The 19,997-nt window shown below is 47.7% G+C and carries 23 protein-coding genes and 1 other annotated feature; of the genes, 22 read left to right on the top strand and 1 reads right to left on the bottom strand.

What is annotated here, in order from left to right:
• Window positions 1-9 precede the first annotated feature (9 nt).
• From deoD to H0G69_RS07235, 3 genes are all read left to right on the top strand, one after another.
• Window positions 10-729, top strand: coding sequence for a purine-nucleoside phosphorylase (deoD, locus tag H0G69_RS07245; RefSeq protein WP_006500078.1), 720 nt, complete (start codon window positions 10-12; stop codon window positions 727-729).
• A gap of 102 nt (window positions 730-831) precedes the next feature.
• Window positions 832-1,797: a DNA-binding transcriptional repressor DeoR gene (locus tag H0G69_RS07240; protein WP_420890829.1), complete on the top strand. Its 966-nt coding sequence runs from the start codon at window positions 832-834 to the stop codon at window positions 1,795-1,797.
• Window positions 1,797-3,317: a helix-turn-helix domain-containing protein gene (locus H0G69_RS07235; RefSeq protein ID WP_180304553.1), complete on the top strand. Its 1,521-nt coding sequence runs from the start codon at window positions 1,797-1,799 to the stop codon at window positions 3,315-3,317. Before H0G69_RS07240 ends, H0G69_RS07235 begins: the two co-directional genes overlap by 1 nt.
• 545 nt (window positions 3,318-3,862) lie before the next feature.
• On the opposite strand, the gene H0G69_RS07230 is transcribed toward H0G69_RS07235, so the two are convergent.
• Window positions 3,863-4,198, bottom strand: coding sequence for a hypothetical protein (locus H0G69_RS07230; RefSeq protein WP_033935312.1), 336 nt, complete (start codon window positions 4,196-4,198; stop codon window positions 3,863-3,865).
• A 153-nt stretch (window positions 4,199-4,351) separates the two neighbouring features.
• Between H0G69_RS07230 and H0G69_RS07225 the strand changes: the two genes are divergently transcribed.
• The 19 genes from H0G69_RS07225 to rsfS all read left to right on the top strand — a co-directional run bounded on the left by H0G69_RS07225 (window position 4,352) and on the right by rsfS (window position 19,997).
• Window positions 4,352-4,669, top strand: a complete 318-nt coding sequence (locus H0G69_RS07225) for a thioredoxin family protein (RefSeq protein ID WP_006500073.1) — start codon at window positions 4,352-4,354, stop codon at window positions 4,667-4,669.
• 156 nt (window positions 4,670-4,825) lie between these two features.
• Window positions 4,826-5,461, top strand: a complete 636-nt coding sequence (ytpR, locus tag H0G69_RS07220) for a YtpR family tRNA-binding protein (protein ID WP_180304552.1) — start codon at window positions 4,826-4,828, stop codon at window positions 5,459-5,461.
• 26 nt (window positions 5,462-5,487) lie between these two features.
• A complete protein-coding gene (gene murC / locus H0G69_RS07215) occupies window positions 5,488-6,798 on the top strand; it encodes a UDP-N-acetylmuramate--L-alanine ligase (protein WP_275691272.1) in 1,311 nt (436 codons plus the stop codon).
• Window positions 6,799-6,901: 103 nt separating this feature from the next.
• A complete protein-coding gene (locus H0G69_RS07210) occupies window positions 6,902-7,624 on the top strand; it encodes a Bax inhibitor-1/YccA family protein (protein WP_180304550.1) in 723 nt (240 codons plus the stop codon).
• A gap of 148 nt (window positions 7,625-7,772) precedes the next feature.
• Window positions 7,773-10,436 carry a DNA polymerase I gene (gene polA, locus H0G69_RS07205; protein WP_180304549.1) on the top strand — a complete coding sequence of 888 codons (2,664 nt, stop codon included), beginning with the start codon at window positions 7,773-7,775 and terminating at the stop codon, window positions 10,434-10,436.
• A 133-nt stretch (window positions 10,437-10,569) separates the two neighbouring features.
• Window positions 10,570-11,409, top strand: coding sequence for a DNA-formamidopyrimidine glycosylase (gene mutM, locus H0G69_RS07200; protein ID WP_039945839.1), 840 nt, complete (start codon window positions 10,570-10,572; stop codon window positions 11,407-11,409).
• Window positions 11,406-12,008, top strand: coding sequence for a dephospho-CoA kinase (gene coaE / locus H0G69_RS07195; RefSeq protein ID WP_180304548.1), 603 nt, complete (start codon window positions 11,406-11,408; stop codon window positions 12,006-12,008). Before mutM ends, coaE begins: the two co-directional genes overlap by 4 nt.
• Window positions 12,009-12,059: 51 nt before the next feature.
• A complete protein-coding gene (nrdR, locus tag H0G69_RS07190) occupies window positions 12,060-12,533 on the top strand; it encodes a transcriptional regulator NrdR (RefSeq protein ID WP_033935305.1) in 474 nt (157 codons plus the stop codon).
• Window positions 12,534-12,549: 16 nt separating this feature from the next.
• Window positions 12,550-13,938: a DnaD domain protein gene (locus H0G69_RS07185; protein ID WP_180304547.1), complete on the top strand. Its 1,389-nt coding sequence runs from the start codon at window positions 12,550-12,552 to the stop codon at window positions 13,936-13,938.
• A gap of 15 nt (window positions 13,939-13,953) precedes the next feature.
• Window positions 13,954-14,880 carry a primosomal protein DnaI gene (gene dnaI, locus H0G69_RS07180; protein WP_180304546.1) on the top strand — a complete coding sequence of 309 codons (927 nt, stop codon included), beginning with the start codon at window positions 13,954-13,956 and terminating at the stop codon, window positions 14,878-14,880.
• A 49-nt stretch (window positions 14,881-14,929) separates the two neighbouring features.
• Window positions 14,930-15,064: a sequence feature (ribosomal protein L20 leader region), on the top strand.
• Window positions 15,065-15,108: 44 nt separating this feature from the next.
• The gene (gene infC, locus H0G69_RS07175; protein ID WP_006500063.1) at window positions 15,109-15,621 is read left to right on the top strand and encodes a translation initiation factor IF-3; all 513 of its coding nucleotides are present in this window, start codon (window positions 15,109-15,111) and stop codon (window positions 15,619-15,621) included.
• 24 nt (window positions 15,622-15,645) lie between these two features.
• Window positions 15,646-15,843, top strand: a complete 198-nt coding sequence (gene rpmI / locus H0G69_RS07170) for a 50S ribosomal protein L35 (protein ID WP_033935301.1) — start codon at window positions 15,646-15,648, stop codon at window positions 15,841-15,843.
• A gap of 52 nt (window positions 15,844-15,895) precedes the next feature.
• Complete coding sequence (rplT, locus tag H0G69_RS07165; RefSeq protein WP_006500061.1) at window positions 15,896-16,249, top strand: 50S ribosomal protein L20; 354 nt, start codon at window positions 15,896-15,898, stop codon at window positions 16,247-16,249.
• Between the two features lie 142 nt (window positions 16,250-16,391).
• Window positions 16,392-16,919 (top strand): YqeG family HAD IIIA-type phosphatase, encoded by a 528-nt coding sequence (locus H0G69_RS07160; RefSeq protein ID WP_033935300.1) that lies wholly within the window; start codon window positions 16,392-16,394, stop codon window positions 16,917-16,919.
• Window positions 16,920-18,044, top strand: a complete 1,125-nt coding sequence (gene yqeH / locus H0G69_RS07155; protein WP_039945837.1) for a ribosome biogenesis GTPase YqeH — start codon at window positions 16,920-16,922, stop codon at window positions 18,042-18,044.
• 26 nt (window positions 18,045-18,070) lie between these two features.
• Window positions 18,071-18,382 carry a ribosome assembly RNA-binding protein YhbY gene (gene yhbY / locus H0G69_RS07150; protein WP_006500058.1) on the top strand — a complete coding sequence of 104 codons (312 nt, stop codon included), beginning with the start codon at window positions 18,071-18,073 and terminating at the stop codon, window positions 18,380-18,382.
• Window positions 18,383-18,419: 37 nt separating this feature from the next.
• Window positions 18,420-19,034 (top strand): nicotinate-nucleotide adenylyltransferase, encoded by a 615-nt coding sequence (locus H0G69_RS07145; protein WP_045025495.1) that lies wholly within the window; start codon window positions 18,420-18,422, stop codon window positions 19,032-19,034.
• Window positions 19,027-19,641 carry a bis(5'-nucleosyl)-tetraphosphatase (symmetrical) YqeK gene (gene yqeK / locus H0G69_RS07140; protein ID WP_180304545.1) on the top strand — a complete coding sequence of 205 codons (615 nt, stop codon included), beginning with the start codon at window positions 19,027-19,029 and terminating at the stop codon, window positions 19,639-19,641. Before H0G69_RS07145 ends, yqeK begins: the two co-directional genes overlap by 8 nt.
• Complete coding sequence (rsfS, locus tag H0G69_RS07135; RefSeq protein ID WP_006500055.1) at window positions 19,641-19,997, top strand: ribosome silencing factor; 357 nt, start codon at window positions 19,641-19,643, stop codon at window positions 19,995-19,997. The genes yqeK and rsfS overlap by 1 nt, the downstream gene beginning before the upstream one ends.

Here is a 19,997-nt window from a genome sequence, read left to right as displayed (position 1 = left end):
GGAATTCCAATGAGTACGCCACATATTGAAGCACAAAATGGTGATTATGCTGAAACGGTTCTGCTGCCAGGGGATCCGCTGCGGGCTAAATATATTGCCGAAAATTTCCTGACCAACGTTAAACAGGTCAACAGCGTGCGCAACGCGTTTGGCTACACAGGCGAATACAAGGGCCATCGCATCTCGGTTCAAGGATCGGGGATGGGAATTCCTTCCATGTCGATCTATATCAATGAACTGGTACGTTTTTATGGCGTCAAGACGATTATCCGGGTCGGATCCTGTGGTGGGATGGCTCCCGGCGTCAAGCTGCGGGATGTCTGTTTAGCCTCGGGATCTTCAACTGATTCGGCAGTCGTTGCCAACTCGTTTGCAGCTGGCGTTCACTTTGCCCCGTTAGCTGATTTTAAGCTGCTTGACACGGCTTATCACGTGGCTAAGAACATGGGGATTGAGCCTAAGGTTGGCGATATCTTTGCTGCCGACCGTTTCTACAATGATGATATTGATATGAAGAAGCTGGCTGATTATGGCGTGATCGGTACAGAAATGGAATCAGCAGGACTTTATCTGTTGGCAGCCAAACTGCATTTTAGAGCGCTCTCGGTTTTGACGGTCAGTGATCTGCTGTTTGGCAGTCAAGAAAAAACAACGGCCGCTGAACGTGAAAAGACCTTTAACGACATGATCAAAATCAGTCTGGAAACGGCGATTGCCCAAGCTGATTGATATATGATCGATTACTAAAAAAGACGGTCCGTTACTGACGGGCCGTCTTTTCTTTAGTAGAATTGATATAAACAGCACAAAATCAGAAAGTGGATGGGAATAATGATTGATGAAACTGATAAGCGGGCTTTAAGCGTTAAAGTCGCGCAGCTCTATTATCAAAATGACTGGCGGCAGAGTAGAATCGCAGCCGAGTTGAATCTTTCACGGCCCACGGTATCAAGATTGCTGCAATACGCACGAGAAAGCGGGATTGTCCAGATTAAGATCAGCAATCCGCTGGTTTCGACTCAGCAGCTGGCCGCGGAGCTAAAGGACTATTATCATTTAGACCAAGTCATTGTTGTACCTTCAGAGATGACGGCCAGTGGCGAGCTGTTGGAACTGGTTGGCGCGGCTGCTGCCGAATACATCGAGACAATCGTTAAGGATGATGACACAATTGGGCTGGCCTGGGGAAAAACGATCCATGCCATTGCCCAGCATCTATCGCCTGAAGACGTGCATGGGGTCACGGTGGTTCAGTTAAAGGGCAGCGTTGCCAATACCAAGCAGAAAAACTATGCCTTTGAAAGCGTCAATGCTTTTGCCAGTGCTTTTCACACGCTGCCACAGTATCTGCCGCTGCCAGTTATTTTTGATCACCAAGAAACTAAAGAGCTGGTTGAGCAGGATACGCATATCAAATACATCATGGATCTTGGTCGACAAGCCGATATCGCGGTCTTTACGGTCGGAACGGTACGAGATTCGGCACTGCTGTTTCATTTAGGGTACTTCAGTCAAGCTGAGCAGGAGTATCTGCAGCAGCATGCGGTTGGTGACGTTTTTTCGCGTTTTATCGATCAAAATGGCAGCATTGTAGCACCACAGATCGATCAGCGGACGATCGGCATTGACCTGGAACAGCTGAAAAAAATTCCGCAGCGCGTGCTGGTAATTGCCAATCCAGCTAAGACGCAGGCCGCCGCGGGAGCACTGAAAGCGGGCTATGCCAACGTTTTGGTAATTGATCAGGGCAGTGCTGCCAGCTTGGTTAAGAAACTGCGTGAAAAAGGTGCCAACTGATGCTGGAACGTTTTTTGGAAGATGACGTTGTGGTGAGCGTTCATCTGCTGACCTTGCTGTTTGATCGTTCAGGGCTAACGCTGCATCATCTGGCAGAGCTGATCAGAATTCCCGAGCCCCGGCTTAGAAAGGAACTGAATACATTAAATCAAGAACTGCAGCCGAAAGCATGCATTCAGATCAATGATGCGGTTGTCTCGCTTTCTTTAACCAGCCCGGGTCAGCTGTTTGAGCTAAAAAAACAGCTCTACCAAAAGTCTGAGGTACTGCAGGTGATGGCCTATCTGCTCAATCACCGGGGACGCTCGGTGACGACGTTTTGTCAGGAGCACTACTTTTCTGAGCCGACTTTTTACCGGCTGCAGCGGCAATGCAAGGATTTTTTGCAGACGGTTGGTCTGACGATTCGACGCGGTCAGATCTGCGGTCAAGAATATCGCAAGCGTTACTTGATTGCGGCATTAAGCTGTCATTATGGTATTGACTGCGTAGATTTCGGTTCAGCCAGTCAGCAGATCGTAAAAAATTTCGTCATTGCAGCCAACCCCGGCGTAAAACCGCTACTGGATAAGATGCCGCAAGCATTTGCCATGTTTGATCATCTAATCGCTTTGGCCTGGCTGCGACATGATCAGTCTTTGGAATTGCCAACCGATAATTTCTGGCGGGCGGTCTGTCAAGAAAAGGCGCATCAGCAGCTGGAACGCATGGTTGATGAATATCTGCAGCCGCAATTGTCATTTGAACTGACGCCGCTTGATCATGACTATTTATACCTGGTCTATCTGACGGTTGCCAACGAGCTGTTTCGTGATGATGCCTGGAGCCTGCAGCGAGCAACGTTTCGCGAGATCCTGCAGCAGCTTCCGGAGATTCGACAGCTGACGGATGCTTTTGCCGCGTTATGGGGAGAGCCGCTGATCAAAACGGCAGCCTTTAAAGAAACGGTTAATGGATTTGGCCTGCACTTTATGGGCGGTCTGCAGAATCTGGTAATTGAACGTCAGCTGGACTATCAAACGGAAAACAAGTCGCAGAGATTGACCGATCAGCTGGTGAAAATGATCGTTATGAGGTGGTGCCGGCAAAATCATTGGTCAGATCTGGTTGATGATAATCAGGTCAAGTATTTTTCGCGACAGTTGCTGCCACTGATTGAAGAACAGCTTCCTGCCACGCCGTTATATATCTTTACCAAGTCGCGGGCTGATTATGAAGTAGTGGCTCAAATGGTGCGTCAAGAATTTGGCAATCGCCTTCAAATCAGCAGCTGCAGTTATTTTAGCGCCGAGCAGCTTAAGCAGATCAAGCAAGTACCGCAAAGCATGATTTTAGCTGACCATGAATTTTGGGAGCTTTTGGCTGATACCAATTCAAACAACCAGCGTTTTTTAATTACCTTGGATAGTCCTTTTTTAGGAATCGAACGCTTGCGGACCAGCCTATATCGCCTGCGCACGACTGCTTATGCAGAAAACCTTACGGAGAAACTATCAATTTTGCATGCTCAAGAGGGTTAGATTTTGATAGGAGCAAAACGTTTTTAACCGCTATACTTTAATTGTCATTCAGGGGGGAACCCGAAGATGACTGCTGATTATGTCCGGGTACATTAGAAAAGCAAAGATAAATAGTTGATAATTTGTCAGATCAAGTATGCTGCATCACGAAAAATCGCTTAGTGCACGATGTTTTCGGCGGGACCCCATTCAACCGCTGATGCAGATGCTGACTCCATTAATAGCGATAAACGCATTAAATAATGTTAAGCTTCAATACGACAAATCATTGCTTGGTCAAGATAGTGTGCAGCTTGGCTGATTAAGTGGTTGTCGTGCCAAATGATAAATCTAGATCATCAATGCGATGCCCATCCACTCCGCCATTGATGTTTCCAATCTCAGTAAAAATTGATTGCTTTGACCGCAGTTTATAGTGCAATTACATCAAAAGATTCCAATTAAATCATAATCGGCAGTTATGAATGACAATCGGCCATGCATCATGTTCAGATAGATGGTGCAAAAAAAGGCTGTTGGAGAAATCCAACAGCCTTTTGTGTTGCTTAATTGTCAATGCGCTTTAGTTTCAGCAGCGTACCAGTACTGGCATCTGCCAAGAATTCGTAGCTGACCAGCTGATCGTCTTCAAAGCGCCGGATGCCACCGCGATATACCAAAGTTCGCACGGCAAACTGACGATAAGGAATCGGCTGATGATCAATCCAGCTGCCCTCAACCGTGCCTTCACGTTTAAAATCATTGGTAATCATTTTTAAGATCGTGTTTGCGGAACGCCGTCGGTTGCCCACCAGCTTGCCGGCAAAGAAGCCCGCAATACCGGAAGCACCTAAGGTAAGCGGGATCATCCATGGGCTAAGTGAACCATTTGAATCATTCATTTCAATCGCTTCTTTCGTTTAGCCTATGCCATATTTTGACCCAAAGTAGATTGGATGTAACAATTTTAACACAAAGGCAGATCATTATGCATTGTCTTTCAACTTGTAGTAGACTATACTTACATAAAATAAGTAAAAGGATGGTGTTCTGTGATGGAAGCTTTGCCTAAAGTTAATGCTGAACAGCTGCAAAAATATTTGAAAGGGCAGGTCGTCTTGATGTTTACTGCTGACTGGTGCCCTGACTGCCAGTTTATCAAGCCTGCCATGCCAGAAGTCGAAAAGGATTTTGCCGATTTTAAGTTTTATGCCGTTGATCGTGATGAAAATCTGGATTTGGCAACCGAACTAAACGTCATGGGCATTCCAAGCTTTATTGCCTACCGTGATGGTCAAGAAATTGGCCGGTTCGTCAACAAGGACCGCAAGACCAAGCAGCAGGTCGAGGATTTCTTGAGTAATTTAAAATAAGCAAAAATGGCGGCCGGCAAGTCGCCATTTTTTGATGGACTGGGGCCATGAGCACGGGTTGTGTGGTACAATTTAGTCTGGTTGTCAAAAGTTTTTGACGAAGCGAAAAAGAATTTTTAGCACCGTTGCAAAGCGATGCCAAGGGAAGGATTTTTGATGTTAATTTCAAGCTATAACCCAAATGAGATGGGTGATGTTTTGGTAGTCGTAACTGGTCAGGCCGCTGATCAAAACGTCAAGCAAAATCAAGGCGTAGTTCAGATCGTCAGTGCTCAGGATGGCAGTCTGCTGGGCTACAATTTTCTGAAAGCCAGTGAGGTATTGCCAGAACTCAAGGAGCAAAACGGTCAGGTCTTTTTGAGCGAGGATCAGGTCGAAAAGCTGAATGAAAAGATTCAAGCAGCTGGTTTTGATGAAAAATTAACGGCTGATGAAACGCCAAAGTTTGTTATCGGCTATGTTGAATCCATGACCAAGCATCCAAAATCGGATCATCTGCACATTACGCAAGTTGACTTGGGCGATCAGAAGGCCCAGATTGTCTGCGGCTCGCCTAACATTGCCGAACACGTTAAGGTCGTTGTTGCCAAGGTTGGCGCCATGATGCCAAGCGGTCAGATTATCTGGCCAGGTGCATTGGTTGGCGTGCCAAGTAATGGGATGATCTGTGCAGCTCGTGAACTGAACTTGAAAAATGCTCCGCAAAAGCCTGGCTGTTTGATTCTGCCTGATGATTTTGGTCAAGCTGGCGATGCTTTTGACTTTGCGCGCGGCAATCAGCTGTTTGCCTAGTTGGTGGCAAGGAAAGGAAAAACGGCATTATGGAAAAGAATTATTATTTTGTAGGCATCAAGGGAACCGGGATGGCTGCTTTGGCACGCGTGCTGCATGATCGCGGCTGCCATGTTGAAGGCTCAGATATTGAAAAAGAAACCTTTACGCAGGCACCATTGGAACAAGCCGGCATTCAGATTCACGATTTTGATCCAGCCAACATCAAGCCAGGGATGACGATCGTGCAAGGAAACGCCTTTAGCGATGACCAGCCTGAAATCGTGCGGGCCAAGGAACTGGGCGACAAGGTTCAAAGCTATCCCGCCACGGTTGAAGAATTAGTTGAGCAGTATACCAGCATTGGCGTTGCCGGAGCCCATGGCAAGACCAGTACGACGGCGCTGCTTTCCCATGTGTTAAGCTCAGTTGCGCCAACGACCTATCTGATCGGAGACGGTGAAGGAGTTGGCACGCCTGACTCGCGGTTCTTTGTCTTTGAAGCTGACGAATACCGGGATCACTTCTTGGCCTATCATCCAGACTATGCCATCATGACCAATATTGACTTTGATCATCCCGATTTCTTTAAGGATATTGATGACGTGCGCGATTCGTTTGAAACGTATGGCAAACAGGTCAAAAAAGCCGTCTTTGCCTGGGGTGATGATGAAAATCTGCGCAAGCTGCAGTTGGATGTACCGATCTATTACTACGGCACCAGTGAAAAAGATGACTTCCGTGCGGTTAATATTCAACGGACGCCGCAAGGATCCACTTTTGAAGCCTGGTTTAAAGATGAGAAGCTGGGCGAGTTTGAAATTCATCTTTATGGTGAGCACAGCGTCTTGAACAGTCTGGCCGTAATTGCGGTTGCCTACATGGAAAAAGTTGACCTGACTGACATTGCTAACGGGCTGGCCAGCTTTTCCGGCGTTAAGCGGCGGTTTGCCGAAAGTCGGGTTGGCGATATGACGCTGATTGATGACTATGCTCATCATCCAAGCGAAATCAAGGCGACGATTGATGCAGCACGGCAAAAATATCCTGATAAGCAGGTACTGGCCGTTTTCCAGCCGCATACCTACAGTCGCCTGCAGGCCTACCTTAAAGAATTTGGTCAGTCTTTGAGCGCCGCTGACAAGACGTTTGTCACGCCAATCTTTGGCTCGATTCGTGAAAATGCCGGTCATGTCTCCAGCCAGGACCTGGAAGACTTGATTCCACAAAGCGAGGGCATTGACATGGACTCCATGGACAAGCTTTTAGCGTACCATGATGCCGTTGTTGTCTTCATGGGAGCCGGCGACATTGAAAAATACGAGGACAAGTATAAGAGTTTGTTAGCAAATGATTAAATCACTTGTCGAAAATGGTGGCATTTGCTACCATTTTTTATATAAAAGACAATATTGGTCAAATTAGTTTGACTGCTTAACTCAATTGAAAGAAGGGGAGTTTATGTTCAACTCTACACCAGAGCCCGAGCAAAGAAGACGCGTCGTCAATGCAGCCGGCTTAAATGGCTTTTTGACCAAGATGTACGGCTTTGTCGGCCTGTCAGTTTTTGTTTCGGCCATCAGTTCGTTTTTGGTAATGACGACTTTTAGAACCGCCGTGTTTGGCTACTTTTCTCAGCACACGGGGATGATGTGGCTGCTGTTGCTGCTGCCAATTGCCCTGTCAATGGGAATCAGTGCTAGTGCCACGCGCAATCCAACTGGCAGCTTTATCATGCTGATGGTCCTGTCGATTATGTATGGAGTCGAGTTTGCCCTGCTGGCTGGTTTCTATACTGGCACTGATATTACGGCAGCCTTTGTTTCGTCGGCAACGATCTTTGTAGTAATGGCACTGTATGGGACGGTTACCAAACGCTCGCTGGATCGCTTTGGGGCTCATGCTACGGCGGCCTTGATTGCTTTGATTCTGGCCTCTTTGATCAACATGTTCTTAAACAGTCCGGCCATTACCTACATCTTTTCCTACATTGCCGTAATCATCTTCGTAATTTTGACGGCTTACGATGCGCAAAAGATGAAAAACATCTACCTTAACTACCAAGATCAGGTTTCCGTTACCGGTCTGGCAATTATGGGGGCCTTGCAGCTGTATCTGGACTTTATCAACCTGTTCATCCAGCTGCTGCAGATTTTCGGCATGGGCAGCGATCGTCGCGACTAACTAATTAAATAAAATTTAGATTGGCTCTGCATCCTTAAATGGTGCGGAGCTTTAGTTTTTATTAGGATAGATTTGGCTTCTAAAAAATGTCAGGGGTGGTGAAAGTCTGTTACAATCAAGAAAGAAAACAAAGGACGAGGTAGTTTAAATGGCAGAAAAACTGTTGTTGATTGATGGCAATAGCATTGCGTTTCGGGCTTTTTTTGCAATGCATAATCAAATCGACAAATTTACCAACCAAAACGGTCTTCATACTGCGGCAATCTATGGCTTTAAACTGATGCTGGATCACGTGCTGACCAACTATCAGCCGGATAAGGCCCTGGTAGCGTTTGATGCTGGCAAGCAGACCTTTCGTACGGAAATGTATGCTGACTACAAGGGTGGTCGGGCCAAAACGCCAACTGAGCTGACTGAACAGCTGCCGTATCTGCACGAGATGATGCATGCCTGTGGGATCAAGACCTATCAATTAGCCAACTATGAAGCCGACGACATTATCGGTACCCTGGCCAGACTCGGCGATCAGGCTGGTGATGAGACCCTGATCGTAACTGGCGACCGGGATCTGACACAGCTGGTAACCGATAAGACAACGGTTGCCGTAACGATTAAAGGCGTGACGCAGACCGAAATGTACACGCCGGCTCATTTTCAAGAAAAATTCGGCGTGACGCCAACTCAGTTTATCGATATGAAGGCGCTGATGGGTGACAGTTCCGACAATTATCCAGGGGTCACGGGCATCGGCGAAAAAACCGCGCAGAAGCTGATTCAAGAATATGGCTCGCTGGATGGGCTTTACGAAAATATCGATCAGATGCGCAAGTCAAAGCGGAAAGAAAATCTGGTCAATGAAGAAAAAATTGCCCGTGAATGTAAGGATCTGGCCACGATACGCCGTGACGCTCCACTGACGATAGGTCTGGATGATTTGAAGTATCAAGGCGTGCAGACTGAAGAACTGATCAAGTTTTATCAAGAAATGAACTTTAAGTCGTTTCTAAGCAAGATGAACGTTGCGCCAAGTACTGAAGAAGCCACGGATGCAAAAGAAATCGCATATACTGAACTGACGGCTGACAATCTGGATCTTTTAGCAGATTTAGATCATCACGTAACCTTCCAGCTGGAAATGCCGAATGAAAATTATCATCTTTCAACGTTTGCCGGCTTTGTAATCGGGGATGGTCAAAAATGGCTCGTCAGTCGTGACGAAACTCTGCTGCAGACCGCGCCAGTCAAAAAGATTTTAACCAGCGATCAATATACGAAAGACGTTTTTAATGCCAAAGCACAGATCGTCGGCCTTCACCGATTGGGAATCGAGCTGAACTATGTGGCGTTTGATCTGCTGCTGGCTTCTTATCTGGTTGATCCGAGCGATAACAGCAATGATCTTGGCGAGCTGGCCCATGCCCATGACTATTATGACGTCAAAAGCGATGAAGAGGTTTATGGCAAGGGCGTCAAACGAGCAATTCCAACTGACGATCAGGTCTTCTTTACTCATTTAGCGCAAAAAGCCCGGGCCATTCACGAGCTGCGCGCCCCAGTCTATGACCAGCTTAAGGAACATGAGCAGATGCCGCTTTATGAAGACATCGAGCTGCCTTTAACCTATGTCTTGGCTAAAATGGAGATTGCTGGTATCAAGGTCAACGCACAGACGCTTAAAGAGATGGGCAGCAAGTTAAAGGAGCGCTTAGCCGAAATCGAGCAGGTTATCTATCAAGAAGCGGGTACGGAGTTTAACATTAACTCCACCAAACAGCTGGGCGAGATTTTGTTTGACAAGATGAAACTGCCGGTTATTAAAAAGACGCGTACTGGGTATTCCACGGCTGTTGCGGTTTTAGAAAAGCTGCAGGGTTATTCGCCGATTATTGGTCATATCTTAGAGTATCGGCAGATCGCCAAGCTGCAGTCGACTTATATCGAAGGACTGCTGAAAGTTATTCACAGCAGCGACCAAAAGATCCATACCCGCTATCTGCAGACGCTGACGGCAACCGGCCGCCTGTCTTCAGTTGATCCGAACCTGCAGAATATTCCGGTGCGCTTGGAAGAAGGTCGTCAGATTCGGCGGGCGTTCGTGCCAAGCGAGCCTGGCTGGAAGATTTTCTCTTCTGACTACTCACAGATTGAGCTGCGGGTCTTGGCTCATATTACCGGCGACAAGAACCTGCAGCAGGATTTTATTGATGGCAAGGATATTCACGAAAGTACGGCACGACGTATTTTCCATCTGCTGCCGGGCGAAGCGGTTACGCCTGATATGCGTCGTCATGCCAAAGCGGTCAATTTCGGGATCGTTTACGGCATCAGCGACTATGGCCTCTCACAAAGTATTCACGTTACGCGCAAGCAGGCCCATGAATTTATCGAAAGCTACTTTGAGGAATTTCCTGGCGTCAAGAAATACGTCACGGAAATCGTCAAATCGGCTCACGAAAAAGGCTATGTCGAAACGCTGACGCATCGGCGGCGCTATTTGGATGATATCCATTCCAAGAATTTTGCCAAGCGCTCATTTGCCGAACGAACCGCGATGAACACGCCAATTCAAGGCAGCGCGGCCGACATCATCAAGATTGCCATGATCAATATGGACAAGATGCTGCGGGCTCATAATCTTAAAGCACGGATGCTTTTACAGATTCATGACGAACTGGTCTTTGAGGCGCCGGCTGCAGAGATTCCGACTTTGGAAAAACTGGTGCCGCAGGTCATGGATTCAGCCTTCAAGCTGGACGTACCGCTAAAGGTTGAAAGCAAGTATGGCGACACCTGGTACGATCTGAAAAAATAAATAAAGCTTTAGGCCGTGGCAGTCAAGGCTAGCCGCGGCTTTTGCTTTGAAATGCATTTTGAGCAAAAAATTGGTTGAAAACTGAAAATCAACTATAATCGATAATGATTCTAAAAGAAACGAGGACGATCAAATGCCAGAGATGCCAGAAGTAGAGACCGTACGCCGAGGGTTGATGAATATTGCCGCGGGCCGTAAGATTCAAGGAATTGACGTTTACTATGGGAAAACGATTGAAAACGACATCGAGAAGTTTCGGCAAGCCTTGATTGGTCAGACGATTGAACGGATTGATCGGCGGGGCAAGTATTTGCTGTTTCGCTTTACCAATAATCTGACCATGGTTTCGCATTTGCGGATGGAAGGCAGCTATTATCGCCAGCTCAATGATGGTCCAATCGACAAGCATACGCATGTAGTTTTCCATTTTACGGATGGTACGGAGCTTTGCTATCGTGACACGCGCAAGTTTGGCCGCATGCGCTTGGTTAAAACCGGTGAGGAGATGCAGGTCGGCGGCTTAAAGACTATGGGACCGGAACCAACCACCAAAGACTTTAAGGTTGACTATTTTAAACGAATCTTGAAAAAGAGCCGCAGCAAAATTAAGCCGTTTTTACTAAATCAAGATCACGTTGCCGGGCTGGGTAATATTTATTGCGACGAAGTTCTTTGGCAGAGCCGCATCAATCCTGAACAGCCGGCTAATACGCTGACTGACGAGCAGATTCAGATTCTGCATGACAACATCATCAAAGAAATTGCCAAAGCGACTAAATACAAGGGAACGACCGTGCATACGTTTATGAATGCCTTTGGCGAAGCCGGCGCCTTTCAAAATCAACTGGAAGTTTATGGCCGCGGCGGCGAGAAATGCGAACGGTGCGGTCATAAACTGGTTAAGATCAAGGTAGCGCAGCGCGGCACGACTTTTTGTCCGCGTTGTCAGGCTTGGGCAGGTGATCAGAAATGACTAAGGTAATCGGTCTGACGGGCGGGATTGCAAGCGGCAAGTCAACCATCAGCAATATCTTTAAAGAAGTCGGTTGGCCGGTAATCGATGCCGATCAGGTAGCTCGTCAAGTCGTCATGCCTGGCAGTCTTGGCCTAGCGCAGATCGTAAGCCGTTTTGGCAGCCAGGTGCTTCAGCCTGATGGCACGCTTGATCGTGCAGCGCTGGGCAGCATGGTCTTTGATGATCCCCAAAACCTCAGCGATCTGGATCAAATCGAGCATCCCTTGATTATGGCTGCGATTGATAAACAGCTGGCTGGCTTTAAAAAACAAGGGCTGCCCGTGGTGGTTTTAGATGTGCCATTGCTGTTTGAAACCGGGATGGATCAGGAATGTGATCTGACCGTTTTGGCAGTCGTTGATCGCAAAACGCAGCTTGAGCGGTTGATGAAACGAGATCATTGCAGTAAAGCCGCTGCTTTGAAAAGAATCAATGCTCAGATGCCTTTGGAAGAAAAAATGCGGCGTGCCGATGTGACGATCGACAATAACGGTTCACTTGCACAAACGCGACTTCAAGTGGCAAAACTGGTTGAACGAGTAAGTCAGCAAAAATGATCGCAAGTGTGATAAGATAAATGCATAACCTATTGACAGGAGGAATTCGGTATGCAATGTCCACACTGCCATCATAACGGATCACGCGTGGTTGACAGTCGTCCCAGTGAAGATGGTACCTGTATTCGTCGCCGCCGCGAATGTGCAACCTGTGGCTTTCGCTTTACTACTTTTGAGCGCTATGAGGAAACGCCGCTGTTGGTAATCAAAAAAGATGGCACGCGGCAGGAATTCAATCGCCAAAAAGTCTTAAACGGGTTGGTCCGCTCGGCTGAAAAGCGTCCCGTCAGCATGGAAAAACTTACCAGCATCGCCAATGATGTTGAAAGACGCGTCCGCTCACGTGGAGAAAATGAGGTTTCCAGTCAAGTGATCGGCGAATACGTTATGAATGCGCTCAAAGACGTTGATGAGATCTCCTACATTCGCTTTGCCAGCGTCTATCGGCAGTTTAAAGACGTCGACGCATTTATGAATGAGCTGGAGGCCATGATCAACCAGAATCATCAAAAGCATCAAGACTGATTAAGGAGGAGTCGTTATGGCTGAAGTGCAAGGGCGCTTGACGCCGCAAACCGGCTTTATCGTGGCCACTGCGTCAGACTTTGTACGGTTTGACCAAGCGACTTTTATTGATTTTTACCAACCATTGCTAAGTCCCACCGCGCTGGGGCTTTTTTATGCTTTGCAAAGTCAGCTGGTCCCCGAACCAATGCTGGCCAAGCGCCAGGCTCACAGCATCATGCTGGATCGCTTGAATCTGGGAGTTGCTCAATTTGCTGAGGCCCGTAATAGTTTAGAGGGCGTTGAAATGCTGCAGACCTTTTATCAGCAAGATGAGATCGGCGGCGTCTATGTCTATGTTCTGCAGCCCACAATGACGCCTGAAGAATTTATTAATGATGACCTTTTAAGCGTTCGGCTGCTCCAACAGATTGGCGAGCAGCGGTTTGACGAACTGGTCGCCCGCTCAAGACGCTATCAGTTCGATACCAGCCGTATGCATAATCTGACCCATGACTACTTTGAGGTTTTTCGACCGGATCGTGCGGCCTGGGATGCTGAACGGCCAATTTTAAATAATGCCAGAGCGACGGCGGTTCCTAAAAGCCAGGCAATCCAAAAACTACCGTCTAACAGCTTTGACTTTAACTTTCTGCTTGATCAGCTGAGAAATCGCGGCATTGATCTGCAAAGCGTTAAAGAGCAGCGAAAACTGATCATCTCAGAAAGCGTCCTGTATAGTATTGATGAGAGCAGCATGGCCGGCTTGGTCTACGATGCAACGGATTTTAGAAGCGGTATTCTGCAGCCCCAGGCTCTGAAGCGCGGCATTGCAGCCCATTATGCCGGCACGTTGCGCAGGTCAGACGATCCAGCCCCGACAATTCCGGCTGCTGCTGAAGATCTAACCGACTTGGGCGAGGTTGAGCGCAGCTTGATTCAAATGGCACGCCAGTACGCACCTTATGACTACCTGGCTGGAATCAAGCAGTCAAGCGGCTCTGGCTATGTCTCGCCAAATGAGCGCAACACCCTGACGCGTCTGGTTGAGCAGGGACAGCTGCCTGGCGAGGTTGTCAACATACTGATCTATCATATAATCGTCCAAAAAGAAAATACTACCTTAAAGGCCAGCCTGGCAGATGGGATCGCCAATGCCTGGATCAAGGCGGGAGTAAAGACGGCAGCTGACGCCATTCGTGAAATCAAGAATCATAAAAAGGACAATGATAGGCAGGTTTCATCAAAGTCCAAGCGCCGCTATTACTCAACTGGCCGCAACAATATCAACGAAGAACTGCCGGAATGGGCAAAACATCCAGAAAAAGTTAAAAATAAAAAGCCATCTGCTGAAAAACTTGCTAAGATTGACCAAATGCTGGCTGAACTTGATCAGCAAAAAAACAGTTCAGATAAAAAACAATGATTGGAGGGATTGCCAATGCGTCCTATCATAGAAACCATTAACTCAATTATCGGCGGGCAAAGCGGCTCACCTCAGTATCAGGAACTGATTAAAAAGGCCTACCAAGATCCTGAGGTGCAGAGCTTTTTGCGTCAGCACCGCGCTGAACTGACTGATGAGCAGATCAAGCGGGGCGGGTCAAAACTTTATGAGTTCTACCACGAAAAGATGCTGCTCCAAAATCATCAGACCAGCATTGCCCCAGGCTATACTCCTCAGCTGGTCGTCAGTGCTGGCCGAATCGACGTGGTTTATGTGCCGACTGCCCAGCTTAAGGCACAACAGCAGGCTGCCGAGTTAAGACAGCGCGTAACGACCGTGCGGATGCCTAAATTTATTCGTCAGGCCGATTTTAAACATGTAATTCGTGATAATGACGATCGCGTCAATGCTCTGCAGGCAGCGATGAGCTTTGTAGGGAGTTATCAACTAGGCCAGTTTCAACCCGGAATGTATCTCTCTGGGAACTTTGGGGTTGGCAAGACCTACCTATTAGGCGCTACTGCCAATGCTTTGGCTGAACGCGGTATTATCTCAACTATGGTACATTTTCCAAGCTTTGCCGTTGAGATGAAAGGCGCAATCAAGGATGGTACGGTTGATGAACGGCGGGATGCCATCAAAAAAGCACCGATTTTGATGCTGGACGATATTGGTGCCGATTCAATGTCGGCATGGGTTCGTGACGATGTCTTGGGCGTAATTTTGGAATACCGAATGCAAGAAGAGCTGCCAACGTTTTTTAGTTCCAACTTCACCATGCAGCAGCTGGAAGACCAGCATTTGGCCATTGATGCGCAAGGCGCGCGTGAGCCTTTGAAAGCCAAGCGGATCATGCAGCGGATTCGTTTCTTGTCGCGTGAGTATTATATTGAAGGCGAAAACATGCGGGCTGGGAATTAAATTGCTGCTTGACATTGTTAAAGTGGTTTAGTATATTAGTATCTGTTGAAAGAAAAAGCAGAAGCACCCGCTTCTCGCCTTGGTGACCAGAGTTGCCGGGCTGACGAGTTTAAATGACCGTTGACATTCCTTTGTCAATGGAGTTTAGCGGGGTGCAGTATGCATTCCGCTTTTTTTGCTTGATCTTTCTGCTAGTAAAATTGGAGGTGTGTTGCCATAGCTCAAGGAATGATTGTCAATGACGGTATTCGTGCACGGGAAGTTCGTCTGATCGACCAAAATGGTGAACAACTGGGCATCAAGTCCAAACGTGAAGCTTTGCAGCTGGCTGAGGAGGCCGGTCTTGATCTGGTGCTGGTTGCGCCCAAGGCCCGTCCTGCAGTCGCACGGATTATGGACTACGGGAAGTACCGTTTTGAGATGCAAAAGAAAGAACGGGAAGCCCGCAAGAATCAAAAGACGGTCACGGTTAAGGAAATCCGCCTGAGTCCTTCGATCGATACCAACGACTTCAACGTTAAGCTGAAGCGTGTACGGACGTTTATCGAAAAGGGCGACAAGGTGCGAGTTTCAATTCGTTTCCGTGGTCGGGCAATTACCCATAAGGATATCGGACGTGACATGATTGAAAAGATGGCCGAAGAAACTAAGGACATCGCAACGGTTGTGCAACGGCCAAAGATGGAAGGGCGCAGCATGTTCTTAACGCTGGCCCCTGCTGCTGATAAGGCAAAAAAATAATTATTAAGAAGGTAGGAAATAGTTATGCCAAAGATGAAGACTAATCGCGCTGCTGCTAAGCGTTTCAAGCGTACTGCCAAGGGTGGCTTCAAGAGTGCCCAAGCTTTCACCAGCCACCGTTTCCACGGTAAGACGAAGAAGCAACGTCGTCAACTGCGTGGCCTTTCCATGATGGACAAGTCCAACGTAAAACGTTACAAGAAGATGCTTCCTGCCAAGTAATCAGGGCATTTTACGATTAAATAATTTTTAAACAATCTAGGAGGATACCACTATGCGAGTTAAGGGTGGAACTGTTACGCGCGCACGTCGTAAGCGCATCATGAAGTTGGCTAAGGGTTACACTGGTTCCAAGCACCGTCTGTTCAAGACTGCTAAGGACCAAGTTATGAAGAGCGGTCTGTACGCATTCCGTGACCGCAAGGCTAACAAGCGCAACTTCCGTGAATTGTGGATTGCCCGGATTAACGCGGGTGCCCGTCAAAACGGTATCAGCTACAGCAAGCTGATGCATGGTTTGAAGCTGGCTAACATCGACATGAACCGTAAGATGCTGGCTGACTTGGCTGTTAACGACGCTGAAGCCTTTAAGGCCGTAGTTGACGAAGCTAAGAAGGCCCTCAACTAATTTGCGTTTAATACATTGATAAGGTTGGAGCAGTTAATGTTCTGACCTTATTTTTTTACCGCTGCCTTTGGATGGCACGTTAATTGAACCCTTACCGGTTAGTCGGTATAATTAAAATTAGAAATTTTTTACGAGGTGGAAAATGCTCGAAATGTTTAAACCGACTTGGATGGTTGAACGCGCTTATGAGATCTCACCAGCGGCTCTCAAGCGTCAAGGTATCCGAGCCGTCTTCAGTGATTTGGACAATACGTTGATTGCCTGGAACAATCCAAACGGGACGCCTGAACTGCGGGCCTGGATGGAGGAACTGCATCAGGCAGGAATTCCATTGATCGTTGTCTCTAATAACAGTCGGGCGCGAATCGGCAAGGCGGTTCAAAAGCTGGATCTGCCATACGTTGCGCGGTCGCTTAAGCCGCTTAGCTTTGGCATTACAAGGGCACGTAAGAAGCTGGGCCTGGCAACGTCTGAGGTCGTAATGGTTGGTGATCAGCTGCTGACCGACGTGGCTGCTGCCAATCATGCTCATATTCGCAGTATCTTGGTTAAGCCGCTGATTGAAACCGATAAGTGGGTGACGCGGCCAAATCGTTTTATGGAAAAATTCGTTATGCAGGATTTGCAAAAACAGTATCCAGATATGGACTGGCAGGAGGAACTTAAATAGATGACAGAAATGCATGATGAAGAATTGCGCTGCATTGGCTGTGGCGCGATAATTCAGACAACGGATCCGGATGGCTTGGGATATACGCCCAATTCAGCACTGAAAAAAGGACTGGAAACAGGTGAGCTTTACTGTCAGCGCTGCTTTAGACTGCGTCATTACAACGAGATCGCGCCAGTCTCTTTGACTGATGATGATTTTTTGCGTCTGTTAAATCATATTCGTGATGCACACGCCCTAATCGTTTATGTCGTGGACATCTTTGACTTTAATGGCAGTCTGATTCCGGGACTGCACCGCTTTGTGGGTAATGACAATCCAGTCCTGCTGGTTGGAAATAAAGAAGACGTACTGCCTCGTTCGCTGCGCCGGCGCAAATTGACGGACTGGCTGCGGCAACAGGCTAATCTGGCTGGTTTGCGGCCAATCGATACGCTGCTTGTCTCGGCCAAAAAGAACCATCAGATTGATCAGCTGCTGGCTGAGATTGAAAAGCATCGTGCCGATCGTGACGTCTATGTAGTTGGGGTAACCAACGTCGGCAAGTCGACCTTGATCAATGCCATCATCAAGCAGCAGACAGGAGTTCAAGACCTGATCACGACTTCGCGTTTTCCTGGCACGACGCTGGATAAGATTGAGATTCCGCTGGATGATGGTCATAAGCTGGTTGACACGCCAGGGATCATTCATCAAGAACAGATGGCGCATGTCTTATCGGCTAAGGACCTGAAAATCGTGGCCCCACAAAAGGAAATCAAGCCAAGGACCTTCCAGCTTAATGATTCACAGACCATCTTTTTAGGCGGCGTGGCTCGTTTTGATTACGTCAAGGGACCGCATGCCGGCATCGTGGCCTATTTTGAAAACAGTCTGCCGCTGCACCGAACCAAACTGGTCAATGCGGATGAATTTTATGCAAAACACTGTGGCGATTTACTGACGCCGCCAACCAGTGATGAAATGGCAGACTTTCCGCCGCTTGAACGGCATGAGTTTGCCATTAAGGAAAAAAGCGATCTAGTCTTTGAGGGCTTGGGCTGGATCACGGTACCGGCTGGCACGACGGTAGCCGGCTGGGCGCCTAAAGGAGTCGATGTCTTGGTACGTCGCGCAATGATCTGATTTAATTACAGAAAGGAAAATAATCTATGAATCTTCGCGGAAAGCAGAAGCGTTTTTTGCGTGCACAGGCTAACCATCTCCAGCCATTGTTTGCAGTCGGTAAGAATGGTCTAACCCAGGCTTGGCTCGCGCAATTGGATGGTGCTTTGGACAAGCGTGAGCTGATCAAGGTCAGCATTTTGCAGAATGCCGATGAAACGACTGGCGATGTCAAAGAGTTCATCGAACAAAACAGTGATATCCAGGTCGTCCAAGAGATCGGCCGGGTGCTGGTTTTGTTTAAGGTATCAAGCAATCCCAAGCTGCGGGAACTCTCACAGCGTGTTGAACGCATCTAGAAACGAGGTGTGATTCTTGCAGCAGGCTAAAGCAACGATCGCGATCCCTAAGCCGCAAGTTCAGCGTACCAGCTTTCAGCATCGCAAGCGAATCGGCATTTATGGCGGTACCTTTAATCCTGTGCATAATGCTCATTTACTGGCAGCGGATCAAGTTGGCAAAACGCTCCTATTGAACAAGGTGCTTTTCATGCCTGATATGATTCCACCGCATGTTGATCATAAAGAGGCCATTGATGCTGAAGACCGCGTCAATATGCTGCAGCTGGCAATTGAGGATAATCCTTTGTTTGGTATTGAAATGGCTGAAATTGAGCGAGGCGGCATCAGCTATACCTACGATACGATGAAATATCTGAAAGAAAAGCACCCCGATACCGATTATTACTTCATTATTGGTGGCGATATGGTGGACTATCTGCCAAAATGGCACGAGATCGATAAGTTGGTTAAATTGGTAAACTTTGTCGGTGTACGGCGTCCTGGAGCGCAAAATGACTCGCAGTATCCGGTGATCTGGGTTGATGTACCAGGCGTCGACTTCAGCTCAACCGATATTCGCGATCGGATCAAGCAGGGCCGTTCGATCCGCTATATGGTTCCCGATAAGGTTGCCGAATATATTAAGGAGCATCAGCTATATCATGAATGATGAATTGATTTATCAAGAGCATTTGATTCCAATGACGCGCCAAGAGCTGATTGAGCATCTGCGGGCCGCCTTGCGTGATAAGCGTTTTGAGCATGTGCTGCGTGTTGAGAAAACCGCAATTGAATTGGCAAAACAATATGGCGTTGATGTAGAAGCGGCCAGCATTGCCGGACTGTGTCATGATTATGCCAAGCAGCGTGCTGATGAGGACTTTATCAAGGTAATCAAAGCCAAGAAGCTGGATCCCGATCTATTAAACTATGGCAACGCGATCTGGCATGGTTTTGTCGGTGCTGAGATGGTTAAAGACGAACTGGGCGTGCATGATGAAGATATTTTGAACGCCATTCGCTTCCATACAACGGGGGCAGCCTATATGACCAAGCTGGCACAGATCATCTATATGGCAGATTATATTGAACCAGGTCGTGACTTTCCGGCCGTTAAAAAAGCACGCAAGCTTACCAGGCAGGATTTGGGAGCTGGCGTTGCCTATCAGACCAAGCATACGCTGCTTTACCTGATCAAAAACAACGCCCCGATTCATCCACAGACTCTGGCAACCTTTAATGCATGGGTGCCGCAATATGGAAAGGAAATTGATTAATGGACAGCAAAGAATTATTAAAAATGGCCGTACAGGCAGCTGATGGTCGGCGTGCCGAAGACATTACGGCCTTAAAAGTCGATGCGATTACGCCAATGGCTGATTATTTCGTTATTATGACCGGGGGATCCAATCGTCAGGTCCAAGCCATTGCCAACGCGATTATCGAAGCCGCGCATGAAAACGGCGTCGATATTAAGAGCGTCGAAGGCAAGCAGGAGGCACAGTGGGTCTTGATTGATCTTGGCGATGTGGTTGTACACGTCTTTCGTGAAGAAACGCGTCATTACTATAATCTGGAAAAGCTTTGGTCCGACGCGCCGCTGGTTGACTTGGGCGAATGGGTTAAAGAATAG

Source organism: Limosilactobacillus mucosae (assembly GCF_013423865.1).
Taxonomy (GTDB): Bacteria; Bacillota; Bacilli; order Lactobacillales; family Lactobacillaceae; genus Limosilactobacillus; species Limosilactobacillus mucosae.
Note: the sequence above shows the minus strand (reverse complement) of the source record. Positions and strands in the feature narration are given on the sequence as shown.

Excerpts from the sequence above, each read along its gene's own strand:
- deoD (WP_006500078.1), top strand. The coding sequence starts at position 10 with ATGAGTACGCCACATATTGAAGCACAAAATGGTGATTATGCTGAAACG.
- H0G69_RS07240 (WP_420890829.1), top strand. The coding sequence starts at position 832 with ATGATTGATGAAACTGATAAGCGGGCTTTAAGCGTTAAAGTCGCGCAG.
- H0G69_RS07235 (WP_180304553.1), top strand. The coding sequence starts at position 1,797 with ATGCTGGAACGTTTTTTGGAAGATGACGTTGTGGTGAGCGTTCATCTG.
- H0G69_RS07230 (WP_033935312.1), bottom strand. The coding sequence starts at position 4,198 with ATGAATGATTCAAATGGTTCACTTAGCCCATGGATGATCCCGCTTACC.
- H0G69_RS07225 (WP_006500073.1), top strand. The coding sequence starts at position 4,352 with ATGGAAGCTTTGCCTAAAGTTAATGCTGAACAGCTGCAAAAATATTTG.
- ytpR (WP_180304552.1), top strand. The coding sequence starts at position 4,826 with ATGTTAATTTCAAGCTATAACCCAAATGAGATGGGTGATGTTTTGGTA.
- H0G69_RS07210 (WP_180304550.1), top strand. The coding sequence starts at position 6,902 with ATGTTCAACTCTACACCAGAGCCCGAGCAAAGAAGACGCGTCGTCAAT.
- polA (WP_180304549.1), top strand. The coding sequence starts at position 7,773 with ATGGCAGAAAAACTGTTGTTGATTGATGGCAATAGCATTGCGTTTCGG.
- mutM (WP_039945839.1), top strand. The coding sequence starts at position 10,570 with ATGCCAGAGATGCCAGAAGTAGAGACCGTACGCCGAGGGTTGATGAAT.
- coaE (WP_180304548.1), top strand. The coding sequence starts at position 11,406 with ATGACTAAGGTAATCGGTCTGACGGGCGGGATTGCAAGCGGCAAGTCA.
- nrdR (WP_033935305.1), top strand. The coding sequence starts at position 12,060 with ATGCAATGTCCACACTGCCATCATAACGGATCACGCGTGGTTGACAGT.
- H0G69_RS07185 (WP_180304547.1), top strand. The coding sequence starts at position 12,550 with ATGGCTGAAGTGCAAGGGCGCTTGACGCCGCAAACCGGCTTTATCGTG.
- dnaI (WP_180304546.1), top strand. The coding sequence starts at position 13,954 with ATGCGTCCTATCATAGAAACCATTAACTCAATTATCGGCGGGCAAAGC.
- infC (WP_006500063.1), top strand. The coding sequence starts at position 15,109 with ATGATTGTCAATGACGGTATTCGTGCACGGGAAGTTCGTCTGATCGAC.
- rpmI (WP_033935301.1), top strand. The coding sequence starts at position 15,646 with ATGCCAAAGATGAAGACTAATCGCGCTGCTGCTAAGCGTTTCAAGCGT.
- rplT (WP_006500061.1), top strand. The coding sequence starts at position 15,896 with ATGCGAGTTAAGGGTGGAACTGTTACGCGCGCACGTCGTAAGCGCATC.
- H0G69_RS07160 (WP_033935300.1), top strand. The coding sequence starts at position 16,392 with ATGCTCGAAATGTTTAAACCGACTTGGATGGTTGAACGCGCTTATGAG.
- yqeH (WP_039945837.1), top strand. The coding sequence starts at position 16,920 with ATGACAGAAATGCATGATGAAGAATTGCGCTGCATTGGCTGTGGCGCG.
- yhbY (WP_006500058.1), top strand. The coding sequence starts at position 18,071 with ATGAATCTTCGCGGAAAGCAGAAGCGTTTTTTGCGTGCACAGGCTAAC.
- yqeK (WP_180304545.1), top strand. The coding sequence starts at position 19,027 with ATGAATGATGAATTGATTTATCAAGAGCATTTGATTCCAATGACGCGC.
- rsfS (WP_006500055.1), top strand. The coding sequence starts at position 19,641 with ATGGACAGCAAAGAATTATTAAAAATGGCCGTACAGGCAGCTGATGGT.